The sequence below is a fragment of the Pantoea jilinensis genome (genome assembly GCF_019104105.1).
Classification (GTDB): Bacteria; Pseudomonadota; Gammaproteobacteria; order Enterobacterales; family Enterobacteriaceae; genus Pantoea; species Pantoea eucalypti.
This window is the reverse complement of record NZ_CP077746.1, coordinates 472484-495129: the sequence shown is the minus strand read 5'-3', so window position 1 is coordinate 495129 and position 22646 is coordinate 472484. Positions and strand designations below refer to the sequence as shown.

Here is a 22646-nt window from a genome sequence, read left to right as displayed (position 1 = left end):
TGATCATTGCGTTCTCAGCCGGTTGAGGCAATTATTCTTCGCTGAACAAATCGCCGCCATGCATGTCGATCATTTCCAGCGCCTTGCCGCCACCGCGAGCCACACAGGTCAGCGGATCTTCAGCAACCACCACCGGAATGCCCGTCTCTTCCATCAGCAGGCGATCCAGGTTACGCAGTAATGCACCACCACCGGTCAGCACCATGCCACGTTCCGAGATATCTGAAGCCAGCTCAGGCGGACACTGCTCAAGGGCAACCATCACCGCGCTAACGATGCCGGTTAATGGCTCCTGCAGCGCTTCCAGAATTTCGTTGGAGTTTAGCGTAAAGCCGCGCGGTACACCCTCTGCCAGGTTACGACCACGGACTTCAATTTCGCGGACTTCATCGCCCGGGTACGCTGAACCGATCTCATGCTTGATGCGTTCTGCGGTCGCTTCGCCAATCAGTGAACCGTAGTTACGACGCACATAATTAATAATAGCTTCATCGAAGCGATCACCACCAATACGGACTGATGAGGAGTAGACCACACCGTTCAGGGAGATCACGGCCACTTCTGTTGTACCACCACCAATGTCGACGACCATTGAACCGGTTGCTTCAGAAACGGGCAGACCTGCACCAATCGCCGCAGCCATCGGTTCTTCAATCAGAAAGACTTCACGCGCGCCTGCGCCCTGAGCCGATTCACGAATCGCACGGCGTTCTACCTGGGTTGCGCCAACGGGCACGCAGACCAGCACACGTGGGCTGGGACGCATAAAGCTGTTGCTGTGAACCTGCTTGATGAAGTGTTGCAGCATTTTTTCGGTCACGAAGAAGTCAGCGATAACGCCATCTTTCATCGGACGGATAGCTGCGATATTGCCTGGCGTACGGCCGAGCATCTGTTTGGCGTCATGACCCACGGCCGCGACACTTTTCGGCGAACCGGCACGGTCCTGTCGAATAGCGACCACGGAAGGCTCGTTCAGCACGATGCCCTGTCCTTTTACGTAAATCAGGGTATTCGCGGTACCCAGGTCAATGGACAAGTCGTTGGAAAACATGCCACGAAATTTTTTAAACATACTAAGGGATAATCCTGCAAGCTGGGGGCGGAAAATAAAATCCGCTTACTTTACCAACCACACGAAGCTGCCACAAGGCGCAAAAACGTTCTGCTTCGGTGAAAAAAGACGCCTGATTGCGTTTAAGTCATCTGAACCGACGATCTGCAACAGCAGAATGCCGACCAGACGCCATCAGCACTGCTTTTCCCGCTTTTCCCTGCGCCATGCCCGACATAAAATCTAACATTTCCGGCAGCAAGGTCAGGGATTCAGATGCGGCTAAACATTAAAAAAACCGCAAATTGTCGTTGTTACGACGGCAATTCATTAAATACGGTAACGTTGAGAATATTTCTTCACGTTACTGTTTACCGGAAGCGAAGAGGCAAAAAAGTCTCCCTGTCCGCCGGCGACACCCAGCGCCACTAATGTCTGCCACTCCGCCTTTGTACGAACACCCGTTGCAAACACCTGAATGCCAGTACATTTACAGACTTCAAGCAGGCTCTGCACAAACAGCTGGTTTTCTGTTCGCCGCTCAATATTACGGACCAGACCCGCATCAAGCTTGATCAGTTCCAGCGGCAGCTGTCGTATATAGGCGCTGCTGACCACAGTCAGACCCGCCTGATTGACGGCAACCCGGCAGCCAAAGGCTTTAAGTGCGCGGAATACTGGCGCTAAACGGTTGATGTGTTGACATACATCTGCCTCGGCAAGTTCAAATAAAAATCGTTTTCTTTGTGCTTTCGGACACTGCAACAGCATATTCTGTAGCCAGACGACAAATGGACGCTGCAGGAGCGAGGTTATTGTCACCGGGATGACCAGCGTCTCTTCCGGCCAGAGTTCTGAGAGTGCGGCAATGCGGGTCATCAGTTGGCGATCCCAGGCATCAGCCATCCCCAGTTGCTGAACCAGCGGCATATATTCTGCGGCCAGCACCTCTTTATCTCCATCGAAGATGCGGGTCAGCATCACCCGATGCTGAACTTTACCTTCAATATTAACGGTGGGTTTGTGGTAAAGCCTTGGGCCACCCCGGCTGAGTGTGTTCTCCAGCAAGGTTCGCCAGCGCACACTTCCGCGTCCGGCATCCTGAGGATTTCCAGCACCGTTAGTCCAGTTGTTACCGCCCAGCAGTGCCGCTCGTCGGGTGGCCATTTCAGCATTTTCAATTACCTGCGGCACGGTCTGTCCGCTGTGCCAGGCACTGATACCGATGTGAATCAGATCATCACGATTCACCATGCGCATCGGCGGCAGAGAATCGACAGCATTAATAAGTTGATCAGCAATACTGTTAGCCTCTTTGAGGCTGCGATGCGGCAGTAATACGGCAAAATCACTGCGGAAATAGCGTGCCAGTAAAGCGCCAGGGTAGCGCAGCACAAAAGTAGAGAGCATGTTGACGAAATTAAACAGGTACTCCTCAACCAGTCCCTGCTCCAGCCTGTCTTTCAGTGTGTCCAGATCGGGCAGACGCACCATCATCACAACACCGTGAGTGCCGACATTTTCCTGATCCTCCAGCAAAGTCGCGAGCTGGTTGTCAAAGAAAAGTCGGTTATTAAGACCGGTACGCCCGTCCTGTGCGGCAAAGGTACGGATTAGCGTGTCGATACGCAGGCGCTGTTCGCCCGCTTCCTGCAGATCCGCCAGCAAGAGATCCATGGCACGGCTCGCCCTGGGAGGCCACTCATCCGCACCACGGTCTGGCATGATTCCACGCTCACCGTTAATAATCGCCTCTGCCCGTGCTTCAAAATTTTCCATGCCGCGCCACTGCCGACTGAGCCAGCGATGCATCATCAGCAACAACAGACTCATCACCAGCACAACGGTAAACAGAATGCCCAGCGTGTAAGTTCCGGTGATAGAACGTAGCCAGGTTTTAGCAGGATCAAGGGTAACGACCCGCAGCTGTAATCCGGTTTGATGCATTAAAGGCACATCGACCTGAAAAAAACGATTGGGCTCGTCTTCCAGCATCTGATTTTCGTGTCGGGAGAGAGTGAGAAAAGTCTGTTTGCCGTCGTGAAGAGAAATCTGCTCAGCATTCATTATCGGCATCATACGCGTAAGCCAGCCGTGCAACGCTGCAGGCGACTCAGTGAACATCGCCTGATCGACCTCCGTCGCCAGCACCTGCGCCCGATGCTCAACCCGCTGATGACTGAACCAGAAAACACTTAATGCGCAGCCAGCCAGCATCAACGACATTGCCAGCAAGCTTAAAAAGGTAATAAACGCAGATAATTTTGTGGTTAATCGCATCCCTGTGCCTGTATTACTGCGGTGATAACCGGATCATCCGACCTTGTACCCTTAGCCTGACGAAAACGCGAGCAAAATAGCATAATTTGCCCCTGCCGACAGCGCCTGGACGCATGAAGCCGAAGTATATCCCCGGGATATCATCGCAGGTGTTAATCCCGGCAACTTTCAGTGCATTCTCATCGCCGTGCTCAGCCAGGAAATTTCACATTTTCACAGCGAAACTGGCTGATATCAGCGATAGTCATCATGCTGGATGATGACATCCTGTCTGGAGAAGCCAAATGAAACGCATATCCCACCTGACCGAAGCCGACGTAACGCCGGAAAGCATTTTTAACCTGAAGCGCCGCCAGGTGCTGAAAACGCTGGGACTGAGCGCGGCGGCAATGGGTATGCCGGGCGTGGCGAATGCCGATATTCTCAGTTGGTTTAAAGGTAATGACCGTCCACCCGCGCCCGCTGGCCGGGCGCTGGACTTTACTAAACCGGCGAAATATCAGGCCGATCTGACCTTAACACCTGAGGATAAAGTCTCTGGCTACAACAACTTCTATGAGTTCGGGCTGGATAAGGCCGATCCGGCTGCCAATGCAGGTACGCTAAAAACTGCCCCCTGGAAGCTGACCATTGATGGCGAAGTGGCTAAGCCTGTGACGCTGGACATGGATGACATCTTTAAGCGGTTTGCTATGGAACAGCGAATCTATCGCATGCGCTGCGTAGAGGCCTGGTCGATGGTCGTGCCCTGGATAGGCTTCGAGCTGAATAAGCTTCTTTCGCTGGCGGAACCCACCAGCAAAGCGCGCTTTGTCGCCTTCCAGACGTTGTACGACCCGGAGCAGATGCCCGGCCAGAAAGATCGCTTTATTGGCGGCGGACTCAACTATCCCTATGTAGAAGGTTTACGCATTGATGAAGCGATGCACCCGCTGACGATACTGACCACCGGTGTCTATGGCAAAGCGTTGCCGCCGCAAAATGGCGCACCGATTCGTCTGACGGTACCGTGGAAATATGGTTTTAAAGGCATCAAGTCGATTGTGAAAATCACGCTGACCGACAAACAGCCGCCAACGACCTGGAATCAGATTGCTGCCGACGAGTATGGCTTTTATGCCAATGTGAATCCCCATGTTAATCACCCTCGCTGGTCGCAGGCGACAGAGCGATTCATTGGCCTTGGCGGCAGTCTGAAGGTCGAACGCCAGCCAACGCTGTTGTTTAACGGTTATGCCGAACAGGTAGCGTCACTCTACCGAGGCATGGATTTACGGGAGAATTACTAGGTGGTCCGCCTGTCGCTAAAACAGATCACATGGCTCAAGGTGATCCTGCATCTGGCGGCCCTGTTGCCGCTGGTTTATCTGATTCTGGCCGCAATGCAGGGTGGACTGAGTGCGGATCCGGCAAAAGATATTCAGCATTTTACCGGCCGCATGGCGCTGAAACTGCTGCTGGGGACGCTACTGGTTTCACCGCTGGCACGTTACGGCAGGCAGCCGCTTCTTATCCGCACGCGTCGTCTGCTCGGCGTATGGACCTTTGTCTGGGCGTCCCTTCATCTGCTGAGCTATTACCTGCTGGAGCTGGGCGTGGACAATCTGCGTCTGCTGGGCAGCGAACTGATCTCCCGTCCCTACCTGACGCTGGGTATTATCAGCTGGCTGATATTACTGGCCCTGGCGGTAACCTCTTTCCAGCACGCTCAGCGCAGACTCGGTAAGCGCTGGCAAACCCTGCACAACGCGGTCTATCTTGTCGCGATCCTTGTGCCGATTCACTATATCTGGTCGGTGAAAATCCTGTCACCCCAGCCACTTATCTATGCCCTTCTTGCTGCGATACTGTTAGCGTGGCGTTACAAAAAATTTCTCAAATGGTGGTCCCGCTAGCGCTTCACCCGTTGTTTTCCTCTGCCGTTTTCTGATAAAAGATGTGGCCCGCAGGCTACATCCGATCATCTTCGCAGATAAGACCAGTATTTTGCTGCGAAATGACACGAAACGGATATAATGCCCGGCTTTATTGCTCGTCGGGTCTTCTTTTTAGCCCCGAAAGGTGACAAATGAAGATTCGCAAGGTATTTTACGCGATGCCTCAATGATTGCGGGAGATGGCAGCACGATGGCGCATAAATTACATATTCTGCTTTTGAACGGGCCCAACCTTAATCTGTTGGGAACACGTGAGCCTGAGAAGTATGGTCATACCACGCTTAGTCAGATCGTGGACGATTTGACGCGTCAGGCAGACCAGCTGAATGTGGAGTTGAGCCACCTGCAGACCAATGCTGAATTTCAGCTGATTGATCGCATTCATGAGGCCAAAGGCAATGTGGATTACATCATCATTAATCCTGCCGCGTTTACCCATACCAGTGTCGCATTACGTGATGCCCTGCTGGCGGTAGAAATACCGTTTATCGAGGTTCATCTCTCTAATGTGCATGCCCGCGAGCCCTTCCGCCATCACTCCTATCTTTCTGATGTTTCTGCTGGCGTGATCTGTGGGCTTGGCGCTGACGGCTACACATGGGCTTTACAAACGGCAGTAAAACGCCTGTCTCAATCTCATTAATCAAACTGAGTACGGAACCCCACTCATGGATATTCGTAAAATTAAAAAACTGATCGAACTGGTTGAAGAGTCTGGCATTTCTGAGCTGGAAATCTCTGAAGGTGAAGAGTCCGTTCGCATCAGTCGTGCCCCTGTCAATACGGGTTACCCGATGATGCAGCAGGCTTACGCTGCGCCGGTTCAACAGCCTGCTCTGGCAACAGCTGTCGCCCCTGTTGCAGCGGCTGCCGAAGCGGCACCGGCTGAAATCAGTGGTCACATCGTGCGTTCACCGATGGTAGGGACCTTCTACCGTACGCCGAGCCCGGATGCGAAAGCCTTTGTGGAAGTTGGCCAGAAAGTGAATGCTGGCGATACTTTGTGCATCGTCGAAGCCATGAAAATGATGAACCAGATCGAAGCTGATAAGTCAGGCGTAGTGAAAGCTATCCTGGTTGAAAGCGGTCAGCCGGTCGAATTTGACGAGCCACTGGTTATCATCGAGTAACGGGGCAGATCATGCTGGATAAAATTGTTATTGCTAACCGTGGTGAGATCGCACTGCGCATTCTGCGTGCCTGTAAAGAGCTGGGCATTAAGACTGTCGCGGTTCACTCAAGCGCGGATCGTGACCTGAAGCACGTGCTGCTGGCAGACGAAACTGTCTGCATCGGCCCGGCGCAGTCAGTTAAAAGTTACCTCAATATCCCGGCGCTGATCTCTGCTGCAGAGATTACCGGCGCGGTGGCGATTCACCCAGGCTACGGCTTCCTCTCTGAGAATGCCGATTTTGCCGAGCAGGTTGAGCGCTCCGGCTTTATCTTTATCGGCCCGAAAGCAGATACTATTCGCCTGATGGGCGACAAAGTCTCTGCGATCAATGCGATGAAGAAAGCAGGCGTCCCAACCGTACCGGGTTCTGACGGTTCACTGACCGATGATATGGACAAGAACCGTGCCTTTGCTAAGCGCATCGGTTATCCGGTCATCATCAAAGCCTCTGGCGGCGGTGGCGGTCGTGGTATGCGCGTCGTGCGCAGCGACAAAGATCTGGAACAATCCATCAACATGACGAAAGCGGAAGCCAAAGCGGCATTCAGCAACGACATGGTTTACATGGAGAAGTATCTGGAGAATCCACGCCACATCGAGATTCAGGTACTGGCTGATGGTCAGGGCAACGCGATCTATCTGGGCGAACGTGACTGCTCAATGCAGCGTCGTCACCAGAAAGTGGTTGAAGAAGCGCCAGGCCCAGGTATTACTGAGGAACAGCGTCGCTTTATCGGCAATCGCTGTGCTAAAGCCTGTATTGAGATTGGCTATCGTGGCGCAGGTACGTTTGAGTTCCTGTATGAAAACGGTGAGTTCTACTTCATTGAGATGAACACCCGTATTCAGGTGGAACATCCGGTGACCGAGATGATCACCGGTGTTGATCTGATCAAAGAGCAGCTGCGTATCGCCGCAGGCCAGCCGTTGTCGATCAAACAGGAAGATGTGATCATTCGCGGACATGCGGTCGAGTGCCGTATCAACGCCGAAGATCCCGTGACCTTCCTGCCAAGCCCGGGTAAAATTACTCGCTTCCACGCGCCAGGCGGTTTTGGCGTGCGCTGGGAGTCGCATATTTATTCAGGCTATACCGTGCCGCCTTATTACGACTCCATGATCGGTAAGCTGATCACTTACGGCGAATCACGCGACGTGGCCATCGCCCGCATGAAAAATGCACTGGCGGAACTGATCATCGACGGTATCAAAACCAACGTTGAACTGCAGATGAAAATCATGTCCGACGAAAACTTCCAGCACGGTGGAACCAATATCCACTATCTGGAGAAAAAACTCGGCCTGCACGAGAAGTAATCGCAACGCTGAGTAGTCAGAGGCCGGTTAATCCGGCCTTTTTCTTTTTCCGCTGGCGTTAAGGTTGAATCATGGACGCTCGTTTTATACAGGCTCATAAAGAGGCGCGCTGGTCGCTCTGGCTCACGCTGCTCTGGCTCGCGGCCTGGGGGCTCTCTGCCTGGCTGGGTGGCAGTGAAATCGGTGTCACCGGTCTGCCGCGCTGGTTCGAACTCTCCTGCCTGTTTGCTCCCCTGTTGTTCATTTTCCTGTGCTGGATGATGGTGCGGGTCATTTTCCGCGACATGCCGCTGGAGGATAAAAGTGAACAGTGAAATCATCCTGCCATTGCTGATTTATCTTGTCGTCATTGCCGCGCTGTCGGTATTTGCCGTTCGTAAAAGACGTGAAGGCAGTTTCCTGACGGAATACTTCCTTGGCAGCCGCTCCATGGGCGGGTTTGTGCTGGCAATGACGCTTACTACCACCTATATCAGCGCCAGCTCGTTTATTGGTGGCCCCGGTGCTGCCTATAAATATGGGCTGGGATGGGTATTGCTGGCGATGGTACAGGTGCCCGCCGTCTGGCTGTCGTTAGGTGTGCTGGGGAAGAAGTTTGCCATTCTGGCGCGTAAGCATAATGCGGTGACGCTGAATGACATGCTCTACGCCCGCTATCAGAGCCCGCTGCTGATCTGGCTGGCGAGCCTGAGCCTGCTGATCGCCTTTATCGGTGCCATGACAGTGCAGTTTATTGGCGGGGCGCGGCTGCTTGAAACCGCCGCAGGTATCCCCTATGACACCGGTCTGCTGATTTTTGGCGGCACTATCGCGCTTTACACTGCGTTCGGCGGATTCCGTGCCAGCGTGCTGAATGACGCGATGCAAGGCATTGTGATGCTGATTGGCACCTTTCTGCTGCTGTTCGCGGTGATTCATCAGGCTGGCGGCCTGAGCACGGCCGTGCAGAAACTGCATGACATCGATCCTGCTCTGCTGTCGCCGCAGGGGCCAGGCGAAATCATTACACCCACCTTCCTCAGCTCGTTTGTCGTGCTGGTCTGCTTTGGCGTGATTGGCCTGCCGCATACTGCGGTGCGCTGCATCTCATATAAAGACAGCAAAGCCGTACATCGGGCCATTATTCTCGGCACTATTGTGGTGGTGATTCTGATGCTGGGAATGCATCTGGCCGGTGCGCTGGGCCGGGCAATTCTGCCTAACCTGACTGTGCCGGATAGTGTTATTCCTGTCCTGATGATTACCGTACTGCCTCCGTTAGCCGCCGGATTGTTTCTGGCAGCACCGATGGCCGCGATCATGTCGACCATTAATGCCCAGCTGTTACAGGCCTCGGCCACGCTGATTAAAGATCTCTATCTGCGTGTCGCACCGCAACAGCTGGAAAATGAGACACGGCTGCGACTGTTATCTGGCACCATTACCTTCGCACTGGGTCTCCTGCTGCTGATGGCGGCATGGAATCCACCCGATATGATTATCTGGCTCAACCTGCTGGCATTTGGCGGCCTTGAGGCGGTTTTCCTGTGGCCGCTGGTTCTGGGCCTCTACTGGGAGCGCGCTAATGCCGCTGGGGCCATCACCGGCATGGTGGTGGGGGGAGGCTGCTACGCTTTTCTGGCGAGCCTTAACCTGCAGATACTGGGTTTTCACCCCATCGTGCCCTCACTGCTTTTGAGCCTGCTGGCATTTTTAGTGGGCAACCTGTTTGGACGCGCGCCGCAAGCGGTCGACGCGCCGCAACACTGACGGAAAGAGAGACGTTATGCCGTGGATTCAAATCAAAATTAACAGCTCAGGTGAACATGCGGAAACGCTGAGCGATGCGCTGATGGACATCGGTGCGGTTTCAGTGACTTTTCAGGATACCCATGACACGCCGGTGTATGAGCCACTGCCAGGCGAAACGCGTCTGTGGGGTGATACTGATGTGATCGGCCTGTTCGATGCTGAAACTGACATGGCTGTCATTACTGCCGAACTGGAGCAGCATCCGCTGCTGGGCGCCGGTTTTCGCCACCGGATCGAGCAGATCGAAGACAAAGACTGGGAGCGCGAATGGATGGAAAACTTCCACCCAATGCGCTTCGGCGAACGTCTCTGGATCTGCCCAAGCTGGCGTGACGTGCCGGATCCCGATGCCGTCAACGTGATGCTTGACCCGGGTCTGGCGTTTGGAACGGGTACCCACCCCACTACCTCACTTTGCCTCACCTGGCTTGACGGTCTGGATCTGGACGGCAAAACAGTGATCGATTTTGGCTGTGGATCGGGGATCCTGGCGATCGCCGCATTGAAGCTGGGTGCAGCTCAGGCAATTGGCATTGATATTGATCCGCAGGCCATTCAGGCCAGCCGGGATAATGCAGAGCGCAACGGCGTCTCTGACCGCCTGTCACTTTATCTGCCCCACCAGCAACCCGACAACCTGCAGGCTGACGTGGTGGTCGCGAATATTCTGGCCGGTCCGCTACGTGAGCTGGCACCGCTGATCAGTGTACTGCCCAAGTCTGGTGGACACCTGGGCCTTTCGGGCGTTCTGGAGAGCCAGGCTGAGAGCGTATGTGAAGCATACGCCGGCGAGTTCACACTCGACCCGGTTGCCGTTAAAGAGGAGTGGTGCCGAATTACCGGGATTAAATCCTGAATCTGGCGCCTGTCTACCCCTTCTGATATCGCACTGGCCGGCCCGCAGTGCCTTAACAGAACATTCAACCAGCCCGCAGCGTAAGCTGCGGGATTTTGCGATTTGAAATGGATGCTTGTATCGTTAATCACGTTATGTGACGTTTTTTATCTGGTGAATTGACGTACTTTTCTGGAAAAACTTTTGTTCACAATTTCAGCATAAAAAATTAACTGACTGATATTTAAGGTGAATAATCATAATCCCCGATCATCATCCGGATTTCATTGATCTTTCTTGCTGATTGTTCAAAGTTTGGCCTTTCATCTTCCTGCAAAAATGCGTAATATACGCCGCCTTGCAGACACAGTATGGCCATTCTGACTTCATGCGTATTGGAAACCTCCAGCTGAGAAATCGACTGATTGCAGCACCGATGGCCGGTATTACCGACAGGCCGTTCAGGGCGCTGTGTCACGAAATGGGTGCAGGTATGGCAGTTTCTGAGATGTTGTCTTCTAACCCGGAAGTGTGGGCTAGCGACAAATCCCGATTACGCATGGTTCACAGTGATGAGCCAGGCATTCGCGCCGTGCAAATTGCCGGTTGCGATCCCAGTGAAATGGCGCAAGCTGCACGCATTAATGTTGAGGCTGGTGCACAGGTCATCGACATTAATATGGGATGCCCTGCCAAGAAGGTTAACCGCAAAATGGCGGGTTCAGCCTTGCTGCAATATCCCACCGTGGTGGAGTCTATCCTCTCCGCAGTGGTTAATGCAGTGAATGTGCCGGTTACGCTGAAAATTCGTACTGGCTGGGATCCTGAAAACAGGAACTGTGTCGCGATTGCCCAATTGGCTGAACGCTGCGGTATACAGGCTCTGACGATACATGGTCGCACTCGTGCCTGCCTGTTCAACGGAGAAGCTGAATATGACAGCATTCGGACAGTTAAGCAGAGTGTCTCCATTCCGATTATCGCGAATGGAGACATAACTGACCCGCATAAAGCCAGAGCGGTGCTCGACTATACAGGGGCCGATGCTCTGATGATAGGACGCGCTGCTCAGGGAAGACCGTGGATCTTCCGGGAAATCCAGCATTATCTGGACACTGGGGAGTTGCTTGCCCCGCTGCCAATGGCAGAGGTCAAGCGCTTGCTTGTTTCGCATATACGTGAGCTGCACGACTTTTACGGTTCAGGCAAGGGATACCGTATAGCGCGAAAGCACGTCTCCTGGTACCTGCAGGAGCACGCCCCGAATGACCAGTTTCGGCGCACATTCAACGCCATTGAGGATGCCAGCGAACAGCTGGAGGCGTTGGAGGCATACTTCGAAAATCTTGCGTAACGAAATAAAGAGCTGAAAGAACTATGTTCGAACAACGCGTAAATTCTGACGTACTGACCGTTTCTACCGTTAACTCACAGGATCAGGTAACTCAAAAACCTTTGCGTGATTCGGTTAAACAGGCACTGAAGAACTATTTTGCTCAACTGAATGGTCAGGATGTGAGCGACCTGTATGAGCTGGTTTTGGCTGAAGTCGAGCAGCCTCTGTTGGACATGGTGATGCAGTATACCCGTGGCAACCAGACCCGTGCTGCCCTGATGATGGGTATCAACCGCGGTACGCTGCGTAAGAAATTGAAAAAATACGGCATGAACTGATTTTTAGTTCTGTCTGTTAATCACGCCAGCCTTCGGGCTGGCGTTTTTATTTGTGCCTGTTCACACAAATTCATCGCCAGACCAGTGAAACATTTGCGGGTAATATGGTAACTATAGTTGCAATTGCTGGCGTGATATTTCACCTTCTCGCTTTTGCTTGTGCTGATTTGACTTAATCTCTCTTCTGAAAATCACCCAGCCCAAACCCCTGCCAGTGCTGGGGATGTGACTTTCTACGCATTAAAAAAGCAATACCACCCCTTCGTACATATATGCATGAGCGATTGCTCACACTGCTCCCATATAGTGAAACTATTTGCACTAATTGTGATCGAGTCGACTCGCATTGCTTCCTTTTGGTGCGCCATATTAGCGAAACTTTCTAAGTACTTCCGAATATTAACCGTTCTTTCATATGAATTCAGGATTCTGCAAAACTGGCATCAGCTTTGCAAAGTCGTGGATGGCTGACCGCCATAGACAGGAAAAAACGCACATTAAAGTGCGCAAACATAACAACATGATCCCGCCACACAGGATGCTTTATGAAAAAGATGATGCTCTCTACGCTGATCGCCGCCGCCTCACTGGTTGGCCTTGCTCAGCAAGCACACGCAGGCACCACTCTGGATGCGATAAAGAAAAAAGGTTTTGTTCAATGTGGTATCAGTGACGGCCTGCCGGGCTTCTCCTACGCAGATGCGGGTGGCAAGTTTACCGGTATCGATGTAGATGTGTGTCGTGCGACGGCTGCCGCTGTGTTTGGCGATGCGACCAAAGTGAAATATACCCCGCTGACTGCGAAAGAGCGCTTCACCGCGCTGCAGTCAGGCGAAGTGGATGTGCTCTCACGCAATACCACCTGGACTTCATCGCGCGATGGCGGCATGGGCTTTCTGTTTGCGGGCGTGAACTATTATGACGGTATCGGCTTCCTGACTCACAAGAAAGCCGGCCTGAAAAGTGCGAAAGAGCTGGATGGCGCGACGGTCTGTATTCAGTCAGGTACCGATACCGAGCTGAACGTGGCGGACTATTTTAAAGCCAACAAAATGCAATATACGCCAGTGACCTTTGACCGCTCTGATGAATCTGCGAAAGCACTGGATAGTGGACGCTGCGATACGCTGGCATCTGACCAGTCTCAGCTTTACGCCTTACGCATTAAGCTCGGCAAGCCTGACGACTTTATTGTTCTGCCAGAAGTGATCTCCAAAGAGCCGCTGGGGCCATTGGTACGTCGTGGTGATGATGACTGGTTCACCATCGTCAAATGGTCGCTCTATGCCATGCTGAATGCGGAAGAGATGGGTATTAACTCGAAAAACGTCGACCAGATGACAGCCAAACCAACGACACCAGACATGGCACACTTCCTGGGCGCCGAAGGTGATTTTGGTAAAGATCTGAAGCTGGATAATAAGTGGGCCTACAACATCGTTAAGCAGGTAGGTAACTACCAGGAAAGCTTCGATCGTAACGTCGGTAAAGATAGCGCACTGAAGATCGCACGTGGCCAGAATGCGTTGTGGAATCAGGGCGGTATCCAGTACGCACCACCGGTACGTTAACAGACCTCACCAATCGGGCACCGTATTCTGCGGTGCCCTGCCCCAGCTCTCGTATTGAGGTTTCAACATGTCACAACGCCCAACCGTGAAAAGGGATTTTTCATTTGGTAATCCCACGGTTCGCGCCTGGATTTATCAGCTCATCGCCGTCGTCGCGGTGCTTGGTGTGGTGGGTTATCTGGTGCATAACACCATTATTAACCTGGACAATCGCGGCATTACATCGGGGTTTGGATTTCTTGAACGCACTGCCGGTTTCGGCATCGTTCAGCATCTTATTGAGTACACGGAGGGAGATACCTACGCGCGCGTGTTTCTGGTTGGATTAACCAACACGCTGCTGGTCTCTGCGCTCTGTATTGTTTTTGCGTCGATTCTCGGATTCGCGGTCGGTCTTGCCCGCCTGTCTGACAACTGGCTGCTGCGGAAGCTCTCAAATATCTATATTGAAACTTTCCGTAATATCCCGCCTTTGCTTCAGATTTTCTTCTGGTACTTCGCGGTTTTGCGCAATCTGCCAGGCCCACGCCAGGCGCTGAATGCGTTTGATCTGGCGTATGTCAGTAATCGCGGACTTTATGTGCCGTGGCCGACCTATGCACCTGGCAGCTGGCCGTTTGTTATCGCACTGCTTCTGGCGGTAGCGGTGAGCTATGCTCTGTACCGCTTTAACCGCCAGCACCAGTTAAAAACCGGTGAGTTACGTCGCACCTGGCCCGCAGCCGTTGGAATGCTGATTCTCTTTCCTTTGCTTGCGCATCTTGGGTTTGGCGCAGCGATGCACTGGGATGTGCCGCAACTGCGTGGATTCAATTTCCGCGGCGGCTCGGTGATGATACCGGAGCTGGCGGCACTGACGCTGGCACTGTCGATCTATACCTCGTCGTTTATCGCTGAAGTGATCCGCTCAGGAATTCAGTCTGTGCCGCATGGTCAGCATGAAGCCGCCCGGTCGCTGGGTCTGCCGAATCCGGTAACGCTGCGCCAGGTCATCATCCCTCAGGCCATGCGCGTCATTATTCCGCCGCTGACCAGCCAGTATCTGAACATCGTAAAGAACTCCTCACTCGCCGCCGCTATCGGTTATCCCGATATGGTGTCGCTGTTTGCCGGATCGGTGCTCAATCAGACTGGTCAGGCCATTGAGACGATCGCTATCACGATGGGCGTTTACCTGATTATCAGTCTGCTGATATCGATGCTTATGAACTTCTATAACCGCAAAATTGCGCTGGTTGAGCGTTAAGAGAACGGGATAACTATGTCTGTGACTACGCATGAAACGCCCCCCGTCCCGACGACGCCTGTCAGTCGCGCCTGGCTTTGGGCTCGTAAAAATCTATTTTCCAGCTGGTTTAACACCTTACTGACGCTGTTCTGCATCTGGGTAATCTGGCACGTTATTCCGCCCGCGCTGAACTGGCTGGTCTTTCAGGCAAACTGGATTGGCACCACGCGCGCCGATTGCACTAAAGAGGGAGCCTGCTGGGTGTTTATCCATGCGCGTTTCGGCCAGTTCATGTATGGGCTTTATCCGCATGAGCTGCGGTGGCGTATTAATCTGGCGCTGGTGATCGGCCTGGTGTCGATTGTGCCGATGTTCCTGAAGAGCCTGCCGTATCGTGGACGCTACATTGCGGCATGGGCCGTGATCTATCCGGTGATTGTCTGGTTCCTGCTGTATGGCGGGTATCTGGGGCTGGAGCGTGTCGAAACACGTCAGTGGGGCGGATTAACGCTGACGTTGATTATCGCGTCGGTCGGTATTGCCGGTGCGCTGCCGCTGGGTATTTTGCTGGCGCTTGGCCGTCGTTCACGTATGCCGGTGGTCCGCACGCTGTCGATTATCTTTATTGAGTTCTGGCGTGGCGTGCCGCTGATTACGGTGCTGTTTATGTCATCAGTGATGCTTCCGCTGTTTATGTCTGAAGGTACTAATATCGACAAGCTGGTGCGCGCACTGGTGGGCGTCATTCTGTTCCAGTCCGCCTATGTGGCAGAGGTGGTTCGCGGTGGTCTTCAGGCACTGCCTAAAGGCCAGTATGAAGCAGCCGAGTCTTTGGCGCTGGGGTACTGGAAGACGCAGATGCTGGTGATTCTGCCACAGGCATTAAAGCTCACCATTCCCGGTCTGGTTAACACCATTATTGCACTGTTTAAAGATACCAGCCTGGTCATCATCATTGGTCTTTTCGATCTGTTCAGCAGCGTCCAGCAGGCAACGGTCGATCCGACCTGGCTGGGGATGTCGACTGAAGGTTATGTCTTTGCTGCACTGGTCTATTGGATTTTCTGTTTTAGCATGTCGCGCTACAGCCAGTATCTGGAAAAGCGCTTTCACACCGGGCGTACATCGCACTGAGGTTTTACATGACTGACTCTATGACACACACTTCCGACGCGTTGATGATTTCGCTTGAGAACGTGAATAAATGGTACGGGCAGTTTCACGTACTGAAAGACATCAACCTGCAGGTCAAACCCCGTGAACGCATCGTGCTGTGCGGGCCTTCCGGCTCCGGCAAATCGACGACGATCCGCTGTATTAATCATCTGGAAGAGCATCAGCAGGGTCGCATTGTTGTTGACGGTATCCACCTGAACGATGATGTGCGTAACATTGAGCGCGTGCGCACCGAAGTGGGCATGGTATTTCAGCACTTTAACCTCTTCCCGCACCTGACCGTATTGCAGAACTGTACGCTGGCACCTTCGTGGGTGAGAAAGATCCCTAAGAAGGAAGCAGATGAACTGGCCATGCATTATCTGGAACGCGTGCGCATTGCCGAGCATGCCCATAAATTTCCAGGCCAGCTCTCTGGTGGACAGCAGCAACGTGTCGCCATCGCCCGCTCACTCTGTATGAAGCCTAAAATTATGCTGTTTGATGAGCCAACGTCAGCACTGGATCCTGAGATGGTTAAAGAGGTGCTGGATACGATGATTGGTCTGGCTGAAGACGGGATGACCATGCTGTGCGTCACCCATGAGATGGGCTTTGCCCGCACCGTGGCTGACCGGGTGATCTTTATGGATCGGGGTGAGATCGTCGAAGTTGCGCCACCGCAGGAGTTCTTTGCGAACCCTAAATCGGAGCGCACACGGGCGTTTTTATCGCAGGTTATTCACTGATTACTGGCTCAGTGATCTTACAACCCGGCCTGGTGCCGGGTTTTTTATGGCCTGAAAACTGTCTGAATGCGCTCATTGCGTGGATGCACTGATGCACTGATGCACTGATGCACTGATGATGAACGCGAAGAGTGATGGACTGCTATGAGGGTGTTTTATTGCGGACTTCCACAATGAAAGTGGATTGCCGCAACGAAAAAAGCCCTTCGCATACGCGAAGGGCTCTCTCTTATTTGATGCCTGGCAGTTCCCTACTCTCGCATGGGGAGACCCCACACTACCATCGGCGCTACGGCGTTTCACTTCTGAGTTCGGCATGGGGTCAGGTGGGACCACCGCGCTACAGCCGCCAGGCAAATTCTTTTATTTACCGAACTCGTGTCTTAACTGGTGCTGATACCCAGAGTCGAACTGGGGACCTCACCCTTACCAAGGGTGCGCTCTACCAACTGAGCCATATCAGCACACTAAATTTGATGCCTGGCAGTTCCCTACTCTCGCATGGGGAGACCCCACACTACCATCGGCGCTACGGCGTTTCACTTCTGAGTTCGGCATGGGGTCAGGTGGGACCACCGCGCTAAAGCCGCCAGGCAAATTCTTTGTGCACGAAACGAATCTTTTACGTCATGACCGCGTTGCCATCGCTCAGCCACACCGGTCACATACTTCAGTATGCTCCCGCTGATGTCTTCGCTCTGCGCCTCGTCACGCCGCAAAATCTTTCGTTTCCGCAAATTATTATCCGGTACAGGCTGAAAATCGTCTCTCTCAAAAACGCCTCTGGCGTTGTAAGGTTAAGCCTCACGGGTCATTAGTACCGGTTAGCTCAACGCATCGCTGCGCTTACACACCCGGCCTATCAACGTCGTAGTCTTCAACGTCCCTTCAGGACTCTCAAGGAGTCAGGGAGAACTCATCTCGGGGCAAGTTTCGTGCTTAGATGCTTTCAGCACTTATCTTTTCCGCACTTAGCTACCGGGCAATGCCATTGGCATGACAACCCGAACACCAGTGGTGCGTTCACTCCGGTCCTCTCGTACTAGGAGCAACCCCCCTCAATTCTCCAGCGCCCACGGCAGATAGGGACCGAACTGTCTCACGACGTTCTAAACCCAGCTCGCGTACCACTTTAAACGGCGAACAGCCGTACCCTTGGGACCTACTTCAGCCCCAGGATGTGATGAGCCGACATCGAGGTGCCAAACACCGCCGTCGATATGAACTCTTGGGCGGTATCAGCCTGTTATCCCCGGAGTACCTTTTATCCGTTGAGCGATGGCCCTTCCATTCAGAACCACCGGATCACTATGACCTGCTTTCGCACCTGCTCGAGCCGTCACTCTCGCAGTCAAGCCAGCTTATGCCATTGCACTAACCTCACGATGTCCGACCGTGATTAGCTGACCTTCGTGCTCCTCCGTTACTCTTTAGGAGGAGACCGCCCCAGTCAAACTACCCACCAGACACTGTCCGCAGCCCGGATCACGGGCCTACGTTAGAACATCAAACATTAAAGGGTGGTATTTCAAGGTTGGCTCCACGCGAACTGGCGTCCGCGCTTCAAAGCCTCCCACCTATCCTACACATCAAGGCTCAATGTTCAGTGTCAAGCTGTAGTAAAGGTTCACGGGGTCTTTCCGTCTTGCCGCGGGTACACTGCATCTTCACAGCGAGTTCAATTTCACTGAGTCTCGGGTGGAGACAGCCTGGCCATCATTACGCCATTCGTGCAGGTCGGAACTTACCCGACAAGGAATTTCGCTACCTTAGGACCGTTATAGTTACGGCCGCCGTTTACCGGGGCTTCGATCAAGAGCTTCTCCTTACGGATAACCCCATCAATTAACCTTCCGGCACCGGGCAGGCGTCACACCGTATACGTCCACTTTCGTGTTTGCACAGTGCTGTGTTTTTAATAAACAGTTGCAGCCAGCTGGTATCTTCGACTGGCTTCGGCTCGGGGAGCAAGTCCCTCCACCTACGCGCCAGCGTGCCTTCTCCCGAAGTTACGGCACCATTTTGCCTAGTTCCTTCACCCGAGTTCTCTCAAGCGCCTTGGTATTCTCTACCTGACCACCTGTGTCGGTTTGGGGTACGATTCTGTGTTACCTGATGCTTAGAGGCTTTTCCTGGAAGCTGGGCATTTATCACTTCAGCACCGTAGTGCCTCGTCGTCACGCCTCAGCGTTGATAAGGGACCGGATTTACCTGGACCCTCCGCCTACACGCTTAAACCGGGACAACCGTCGCCCGGCTGATATAGCCTTCTCCGTCCCCCCTTCGCAGTAACACCGAGTACAGGAATATTAACCTGTTTCCCATCGACTACGCCTTTCGGCCTCGCCTTAGGGGTCGACTCACCCTGCTCCGATTAACGTTGAACAGGAACCCTTGGTCTTCCGGCGAGCGGGCTTTTCACCCGCTTTATCGTTACTTATGTCAGCATTCGCACTTCTGATACCTCCAGCATGCCTCACAGCACACCTTCGACGGCTTACAGAACGCTCCCCTACCCAACAACACATAGTGTCGCTGCCGCAGCTTCGGTGCATGGTTTAGCCCCGTTACATCTTCCGCGCAGGCCGACTCGACCAGTGAGCTATTACGCTTTCTTTAAATGATGGCTGCTTCTAAGCCAACATCCTGGCTGTCTGTGCCTTCCCACATCGTTTCCCACTTAACCATGACTTTGGGACCTTAGCTGGCGGTCTGGGTTGTTTCCCTCTTCACGACGGACGTTAGCACCCGCCGTGTGTCTCCCGTGATAACATTCTCCGGTATTCGCAGTTTGCATCGGGTTGGTAAGCCGGGATGGCCCCCTAGCCGAAACAGTGCTCTACCCCCGGAGATGAGTTCACGAGGCGCTACCTAAATAGCTTTCGGGGAGAACCAGCTATCTCCCGGTTTGATTGGCCTTTCACCCCCAGCCACAGGTCATCCGCTAATTTTTCAACATTAGTCGGTTCGGTCCTCCAGTTAGTGTTACCCAACCTTCAACCTGCCCATGGCTAGATCACCGGGTTTCGGGTCTATACCCTGCAACTTAACGCCCAGTTAAGACTCGGTTTCCCTGCGGCTCCCCTATACGGTTAACCTTGCTACAGAATATAAGTCGCTGACCCATTATACAAAAGGTACGCAGTCACCCCCATAAAGAAGGCTCCCACTGCTTGTACGTACACGGTTTCAGGTTCTGTTTCACTCCCCTCGCCGGGGTTCTTTTCGCCTTTCCCTCACGGTACTGGTTCACTATCGGTCAGTCAGGAGTATTTAGCCTTGGAGGATGGTCCCCCCATATTCAGACAGGATACCACGTGTCCCGCCTTACTCATCGAGCTCACAGCATATGCGCTTTTGTGTACGGGAGTATCACCCTGTACCCTGCGACTTTCCAGACGCTTCCACTAACACACATGCTGATTCAGGCTCTGGGCTGCTCCCCGTTCGCTCGCCGCTACTGGGGGAATCTCGGTTGATTTCTTTTCCTCGGGGTACTTAGATGTTTCAGTTCCCCCGGTTCGCCTTGCAGCACTATGTATTCATGCTGCAATGATGCACAGAGTGCACCGGGTTTCCCCATTCGGACATCGACGGCTGTAGCGGTTCATATCACCTTACCGTCGCTTTACGCAGATTAGCACGTCCTTCATCGCCTCTGACTGCCTGGGCATCCACCGTGTACGCTTAGTCGCTTAACCTCACAACCCACAGGCGTTTTACAACGCTGCGAGCTGCAAGCATTTGAGAGACTCGAACGTGTCGCGCTTTTCATTCTTATTACGGAGAATGAAAACGACACGTCGTTTCAATTTTCAGCTTGTTCCGGATTGTTAAAGAGCAAATATCTCAAACGCGCCACGGCTGCTTACGCAACCAGAACGGTTTTGAGATACTGTATGGAGACATCTTTCACCTGTCACCAAGCAGGTGGCGTCCCCTAGGGGATTCGAACCCCTGTTGCCGCCGTGAAAGGGCGGAGTCCTAACCGCTAGACGAAGGGGACACGATAGTGTCACGACTTCGCAGCCGTCCTGCTCATTACTTTTTATCAGACAATCTGTGTGGACACTGCGCGGGAAGGTATCTTCAGGTAAGGAGGTGATCCAACCGCAGGTTCCCCTACGGTTACCTTGTTACGACTTCACCCCAGTCATGAATCACAAAGTGGTAAGCGCCCTCCCGAAGGTTAAGCTACCTACTTCTTTTGCAACCCACTCCCATGGTGTGACGGGCGGTGTGTACAAGGCCCGGGAACGTATTCACCGTGGCATTCTGATCCACGATTACTAGCGATTCCGACTTCACGGAGTCGAGTTGCAGACTCCGATCCGGACTACGACGCACTTTGTGAGGTCCGCTTGCTCTCGCGAGGTCGCTTCTCTTTGTATGCGCCATTGTAGCACGTGTGTAGCCCTACTCGTAAGGGCCATGATGACTTGACGTCATCCCCACCTTCCTCCGGTTTATCACCGGCAGTCTCCTTTGAGTTCCCGCCATCACGCGCTGGCAACAAAGGATAAGGGTTGCGCTCGTTGCGGGACTTAACCCAACATTTCACAACACGAGCTGACGACAGCCATGCAGCACCTGTCTCAGAGTTCCCGAAGGCACCAATCCATCTCTGGAAAGTTCTCTGGATGTCAAGAGTAGGTAAGGTTCTTCGCGTTGCATCGAATTAAACCACATGCTCCACCGCTTGTGCGGGCCCCCGTCAATTCATTTGAGTTTTAACCTTGCGGCCGTACTCCCCAGGCGGTCGACTTAACGCGTTAGCTCCGGAAGCCACTCCTCAAGGGAACAACCTCCAAGTCGACATCGTTTACGGCGTGGACTACCAGGGTATCTAATCCTGTTTGCTCCCCACGCTTTCGCACCTGAGCGTCAGTCTTTGTCCAGGGGGCCGCCTTCGCCACCGGTATTCCTCCAGATCTCTACGCATTTCACCGCTACACCTGGAATTCTACCCCCCTCTACAAGACTCAAGCCTGCCAGTTTCAAATGCAGTTCCCAGGTTAAGCCCGGGGATTTCACATCTGACTTAACAGACCGCCTGCGTGCGCTTTACGCCCAGTAATTCCGATTAACGCTTGCACCCTCCGTATTACCGCGGCTGCTGGCACGGAGTTAGCCGGTGCTTCTTCTGCGGGTAACGTCAATCGATGCGGTTATTAACCACATCGCCTTCCTCCCCGCTGAAAGTACTTTACAACCCGAAGGCCTTCTTCATACACGCGGCATGGCTGCATCAGGCTTGCGCCCATTGTGCAATATTCCCCACTGCTGCCTCCCGTAGGAGTCTGGACCGTGTCTCAGTTCCAGTGTGGCTGGTCATCCTCTCAGACCAGCTAGGGATCGTCGCCTAGGTGGGCCATTACCCCGCCTACTAGCTAATCCCATCTGGGTTCATCCGATAGTGAGAGGCCCGAAGGTCCCCCTCTTTGGTCTTGCGACGTTATGCGGTATTAGCCACCGTTTCCAGTGGTTATCCCCCTCTATCGGGCAGATCCCCAGACATTACTCACCCGTCCGCCACTCGTCACCCAAGAGCAAGCTCTCTGTGCTACCGTCCGACTTGCATGTGTTAGGCCTGCCGCCAGCGTTCAATCTGAGCCATGATCAAACTCTTCAATTTAAGTTTGATTTGCTTAAACAAGTTAAGCGGTGCTCATCTGTAAAACGTCATAATGAATTTCATTATGTGTTCACTCGTGAGGCTTTGATATTTTTTTGCGTCCTAAGACGCTGATATCAATCCTGCGAGTGCCCACACAGATTGTCTGATAAATTGTTAAAGAGCAGTGCGAACAGTGCGTTAGCGTCCTGTCGCGAGGTGGCGTATATTACGCTTTCCTCCTGCAGAGTCAACCTCTATTTCAGA

Annotated in this window: 16 protein-coding genes, 2 tRNA genes and 4 rRNA genes; 14 read left to right on the top strand and 8 right to left on the bottom strand. The window is 53.2% G+C overall.

All coding sequences use genetic code 11. The features are described from left to right. Positions 1 to 31: 31 nt before the first annotated feature. Both mreB and csrD read right to left on the bottom strand, forming a co-directional pair. Positions 32 to 1075 (bottom strand): rod shape-determining protein MreB, encoded by a 1044-nt coding sequence (mreB, locus tag KTJ90_RS02395; protein ID WP_003855260.1) that lies wholly within the window; start codon positions 1073 to 1075, stop codon positions 32 to 34. 309 nt (positions 1076 to 1384) lie between these two features. Beyond that, entirely contained in the window at positions 1385 to 3334 is a 1950-nt protein-coding gene (csrD, locus tag KTJ90_RS02390) for an RNase E specificity factor CsrD (RefSeq protein ID WP_003855254.1), read from the bottom strand. A 284-nt stretch (positions 3335 to 3618) separates the two neighbouring features. Between csrD and msrP the strand changes: the two genes are divergently transcribed. The 14 genes from msrP (at position 3619) to KTJ90_RS02320 (ending at position 16765) form a co-directional block, all read left to right on the top strand. Further along, positions 3619 to 4623, top strand: a complete 1005-nt coding sequence (gene msrP, locus KTJ90_RS02385) for a protein-methionine-sulfoxide reductase catalytic subunit MsrP (RefSeq protein WP_499025907.1) — start codon at positions 3619 to 3621, stop codon at positions 4621 to 4623. Further along, the gene (gene msrQ, locus KTJ90_RS02380; RefSeq protein ID WP_476159129.1) at positions 4624 to 5229 is read left to right on the top strand and encodes a protein-methionine-sulfoxide reductase heme-binding subunit MsrQ; all 606 of its coding nucleotides are present in this window, start codon (positions 4624 to 4626) and stop codon (positions 5227 to 5229) included. A 232-nt stretch (positions 5230 to 5461) separates the two neighbouring features. After that, complete coding sequence (gene aroQ, locus KTJ90_RS02375) at positions 5462 to 5914, top strand: type II 3-dehydroquinate dehydratase (protein ID WP_008925813.1); 453 nt, start codon at positions 5462 to 5464, stop codon at positions 5912 to 5914. Positions 5915 to 5939: 25 nt separating this feature from the next. Then, positions 5940 to 6401: an acetyl-CoA carboxylase biotin carboxyl carrier protein gene (gene accB / locus KTJ90_RS02370; protein WP_003855242.1), complete on the top strand. Its 462-nt coding sequence runs from the start codon at positions 5940 to 5942 to the stop codon at positions 6399 to 6401. 11 nt (positions 6402 to 6412) lie between these two features. Further along, the gene (accC, locus tag KTJ90_RS02365) at positions 6413 to 7762 is read left to right on the top strand and encodes an acetyl-CoA carboxylase biotin carboxylase subunit (protein ID WP_003855240.1); all 1350 of its coding nucleotides are present in this window, start codon (positions 6413 to 6415) and stop codon (positions 7760 to 7762) included. Between the two features lie 71 nt (positions 7763 to 7833). Beyond that, positions 7834 to 8076 (top strand): YhdT family protein, encoded by a 243-nt coding sequence (locus tag KTJ90_RS02360; protein WP_003855238.1) that lies wholly within the window; start codon positions 7834 to 7836, stop codon positions 8074 to 8076. Beyond that, the gene (panF, locus tag KTJ90_RS02355) at positions 8066 to 9511 is read left to right on the top strand and encodes a sodium/pantothenate symporter (RefSeq protein WP_003855236.1); all 1446 of its coding nucleotides are present in this window, start codon (positions 8066 to 8068) and stop codon (positions 9509 to 9511) included. Before KTJ90_RS02360 ends, panF begins: the two co-directional genes overlap by 11 nt. Positions 9512 to 9527: 16 nt before the next feature. After that, on the top strand, positions 9528 to 10409 hold the full coding sequence (gene prmA / locus KTJ90_RS02350) for a 50S ribosomal protein L11 methyltransferase (RefSeq protein WP_003855234.1): 882 nt from the start codon (positions 9528 to 9530) through the stop codon (positions 10407 to 10409). A 367-nt stretch (positions 10410 to 10776) separates the two neighbouring features. Continuing rightward, positions 10777 to 11742: a tRNA dihydrouridine synthase DusB gene (gene dusB / locus KTJ90_RS02345; protein WP_008925814.1), complete on the top strand. Its 966-nt coding sequence runs from the start codon at positions 10777 to 10779 to the stop codon at positions 11740 to 11742. A gap of 23 nt (positions 11743 to 11765) precedes the next feature. Then, positions 11766 to 12062 (top strand): DNA-binding transcriptional regulator Fis, encoded by a 297-nt coding sequence (gene fis, locus KTJ90_RS02340; RefSeq protein ID WP_003855228.1) that lies wholly within the window; start codon positions 11766 to 11768, stop codon positions 12060 to 12062. 545 nt (positions 12063 to 12607) lie between these two features. Further along, on the top strand, positions 12608 to 13633 hold the full coding sequence (locus KTJ90_RS02335) for an amino acid ABC transporter substrate-binding protein (RefSeq protein WP_003855224.1): 1026 nt from the start codon (positions 12608 to 12610) through the stop codon (positions 13631 to 13633). A 67-nt stretch (positions 13634 to 13700) separates the two neighbouring features. Then, positions 13701 to 14879 (top strand): amino acid ABC transporter permease, encoded by a 1179-nt coding sequence (locus KTJ90_RS02330; RefSeq protein ID WP_008925815.1) that lies wholly within the window; start codon positions 13701 to 13703, stop codon positions 14877 to 14879. 15 nt (positions 14880 to 14894) lie between these two features. Then, positions 14895 to 15995, top strand: coding sequence for an amino acid ABC transporter permease (locus KTJ90_RS02325; RefSeq protein ID WP_003855220.1), 1101 nt, complete (start codon positions 14895 to 14897; stop codon positions 15993 to 15995). Positions 15996 to 16003: 8 nt separating this feature from the next. Continuing rightward, positions 16004 to 16765 (top strand): amino acid ABC transporter ATP-binding protein, encoded by a 762-nt coding sequence (locus KTJ90_RS02320; protein ID WP_003855214.1) that lies wholly within the window; start codon positions 16004 to 16006, stop codon positions 16763 to 16765. Between the two features lie 238 nt (positions 16766 to 17003). On the opposite strand, the gene rrf (KTJ90_RS02315) is transcribed toward KTJ90_RS02320, so the two are convergent. The 6 genes from rrf (KTJ90_RS02315) to KTJ90_RS02290 form a co-directional block, all read right to left on the bottom strand. Continuing rightward, positions 17004 to 17119 (bottom strand): 5S ribosomal RNA (gene rrf, locus KTJ90_RS02315). Between the two features lie 34 nt (positions 17120 to 17153). Beyond that, positions 17154 to 17229 (bottom strand) — tRNA-Thr (locus KTJ90_RS02310). Between the two features lie 14 nt (positions 17230 to 17243). After that, a 5S ribosomal RNA gene (gene rrf, locus KTJ90_RS02305) occupies positions 17244 to 17359 on the bottom strand. 199 nt (positions 17360 to 17558) lie between these two features. Beyond that, a 23S ribosomal RNA gene (locus KTJ90_RS02300) occupies positions 17559 to 20466 on the bottom strand. Positions 20467 to 20696: 230 nt separating this feature from the next. After that, a tRNA-Glu gene (locus tag KTJ90_RS02295) sits at positions 20697 to 20771 on the bottom strand. Positions 20772 to 20859: 88 nt separating this feature from the next. After that, positions 20860 to 22400 (bottom strand): 16S ribosomal RNA (locus KTJ90_RS02290). The 16S, 23S and 5S rRNA genes sit together here with 2 tRNA genes alongside, the layout of an rRNA operon. Between the last annotated feature and the right edge of the window lie 246 nt (positions 22401 to 22646).

Coding starts and splice junctions, on each gene's coding strand:
- mreB (WP_003855260.1), bottom strand. CDS start 1,075: ATGTTTAAAAAATTTCGTGGCATGTTTTCCAACGACTTGTCCATTGAC.
- csrD (WP_003855254.1), bottom strand. CDS start 3,334: ATGCGATTAACCACAAAATTATCTGCGTTTATTACCTTTTTAAGCTTG.
- msrP (WP_499025907.1), top strand. CDS start 3,619: ATGAAACGCATATCCCACCTGACCGAAGCCGACGTAACGCCGGAAAGC.
- aroQ (WP_008925813.1), top strand. CDS start 5,462: ATGGCGCATAAATTACATATTCTGCTTTTGAACGGGCCCAACCTTAAT.
- accB (WP_003855242.1), top strand. CDS start 5,940: ATGGATATTCGTAAAATTAAAAAACTGATCGAACTGGTTGAAGAGTCT.
- accC (WP_003855240.1), top strand. CDS start 6,413: ATGCTGGATAAAATTGTTATTGCTAACCGTGGTGAGATCGCACTGCGC.
- KTJ90_RS02360 (WP_003855238.1), top strand. CDS start 7,834: ATGGACGCTCGTTTTATACAGGCTCATAAAGAGGCGCGCTGGTCGCTC.
- prmA (WP_003855234.1), top strand. CDS start 9,528: ATGCCGTGGATTCAAATCAAAATTAACAGCTCAGGTGAACATGCGGAA.
- dusB (WP_008925814.1), top strand. CDS start 10,777: ATGCGTATTGGAAACCTCCAGCTGAGAAATCGACTGATTGCAGCACCG.
- fis (WP_003855228.1), top strand. CDS start 11,766: ATGTTCGAACAACGCGTAAATTCTGACGTACTGACCGTTTCTACCGTT.
- KTJ90_RS02335 (WP_003855224.1), top strand. CDS start 12,608: ATGAAAAAGATGATGCTCTCTACGCTGATCGCCGCCGCCTCACTGGTT.
- KTJ90_RS02330 (WP_008925815.1), top strand. CDS start 13,701: ATGTCACAACGCCCAACCGTGAAAAGGGATTTTTCATTTGGTAATCCC.
- KTJ90_RS02325 (WP_003855220.1), top strand. CDS start 14,895: ATGTCTGTGACTACGCATGAAACGCCCCCCGTCCCGACGACGCCTGTC.
- KTJ90_RS02320 (WP_003855214.1), top strand. CDS start 16,004: ATGACTGACTCTATGACACACACTTCCGACGCGTTGATGATTTCGCTT.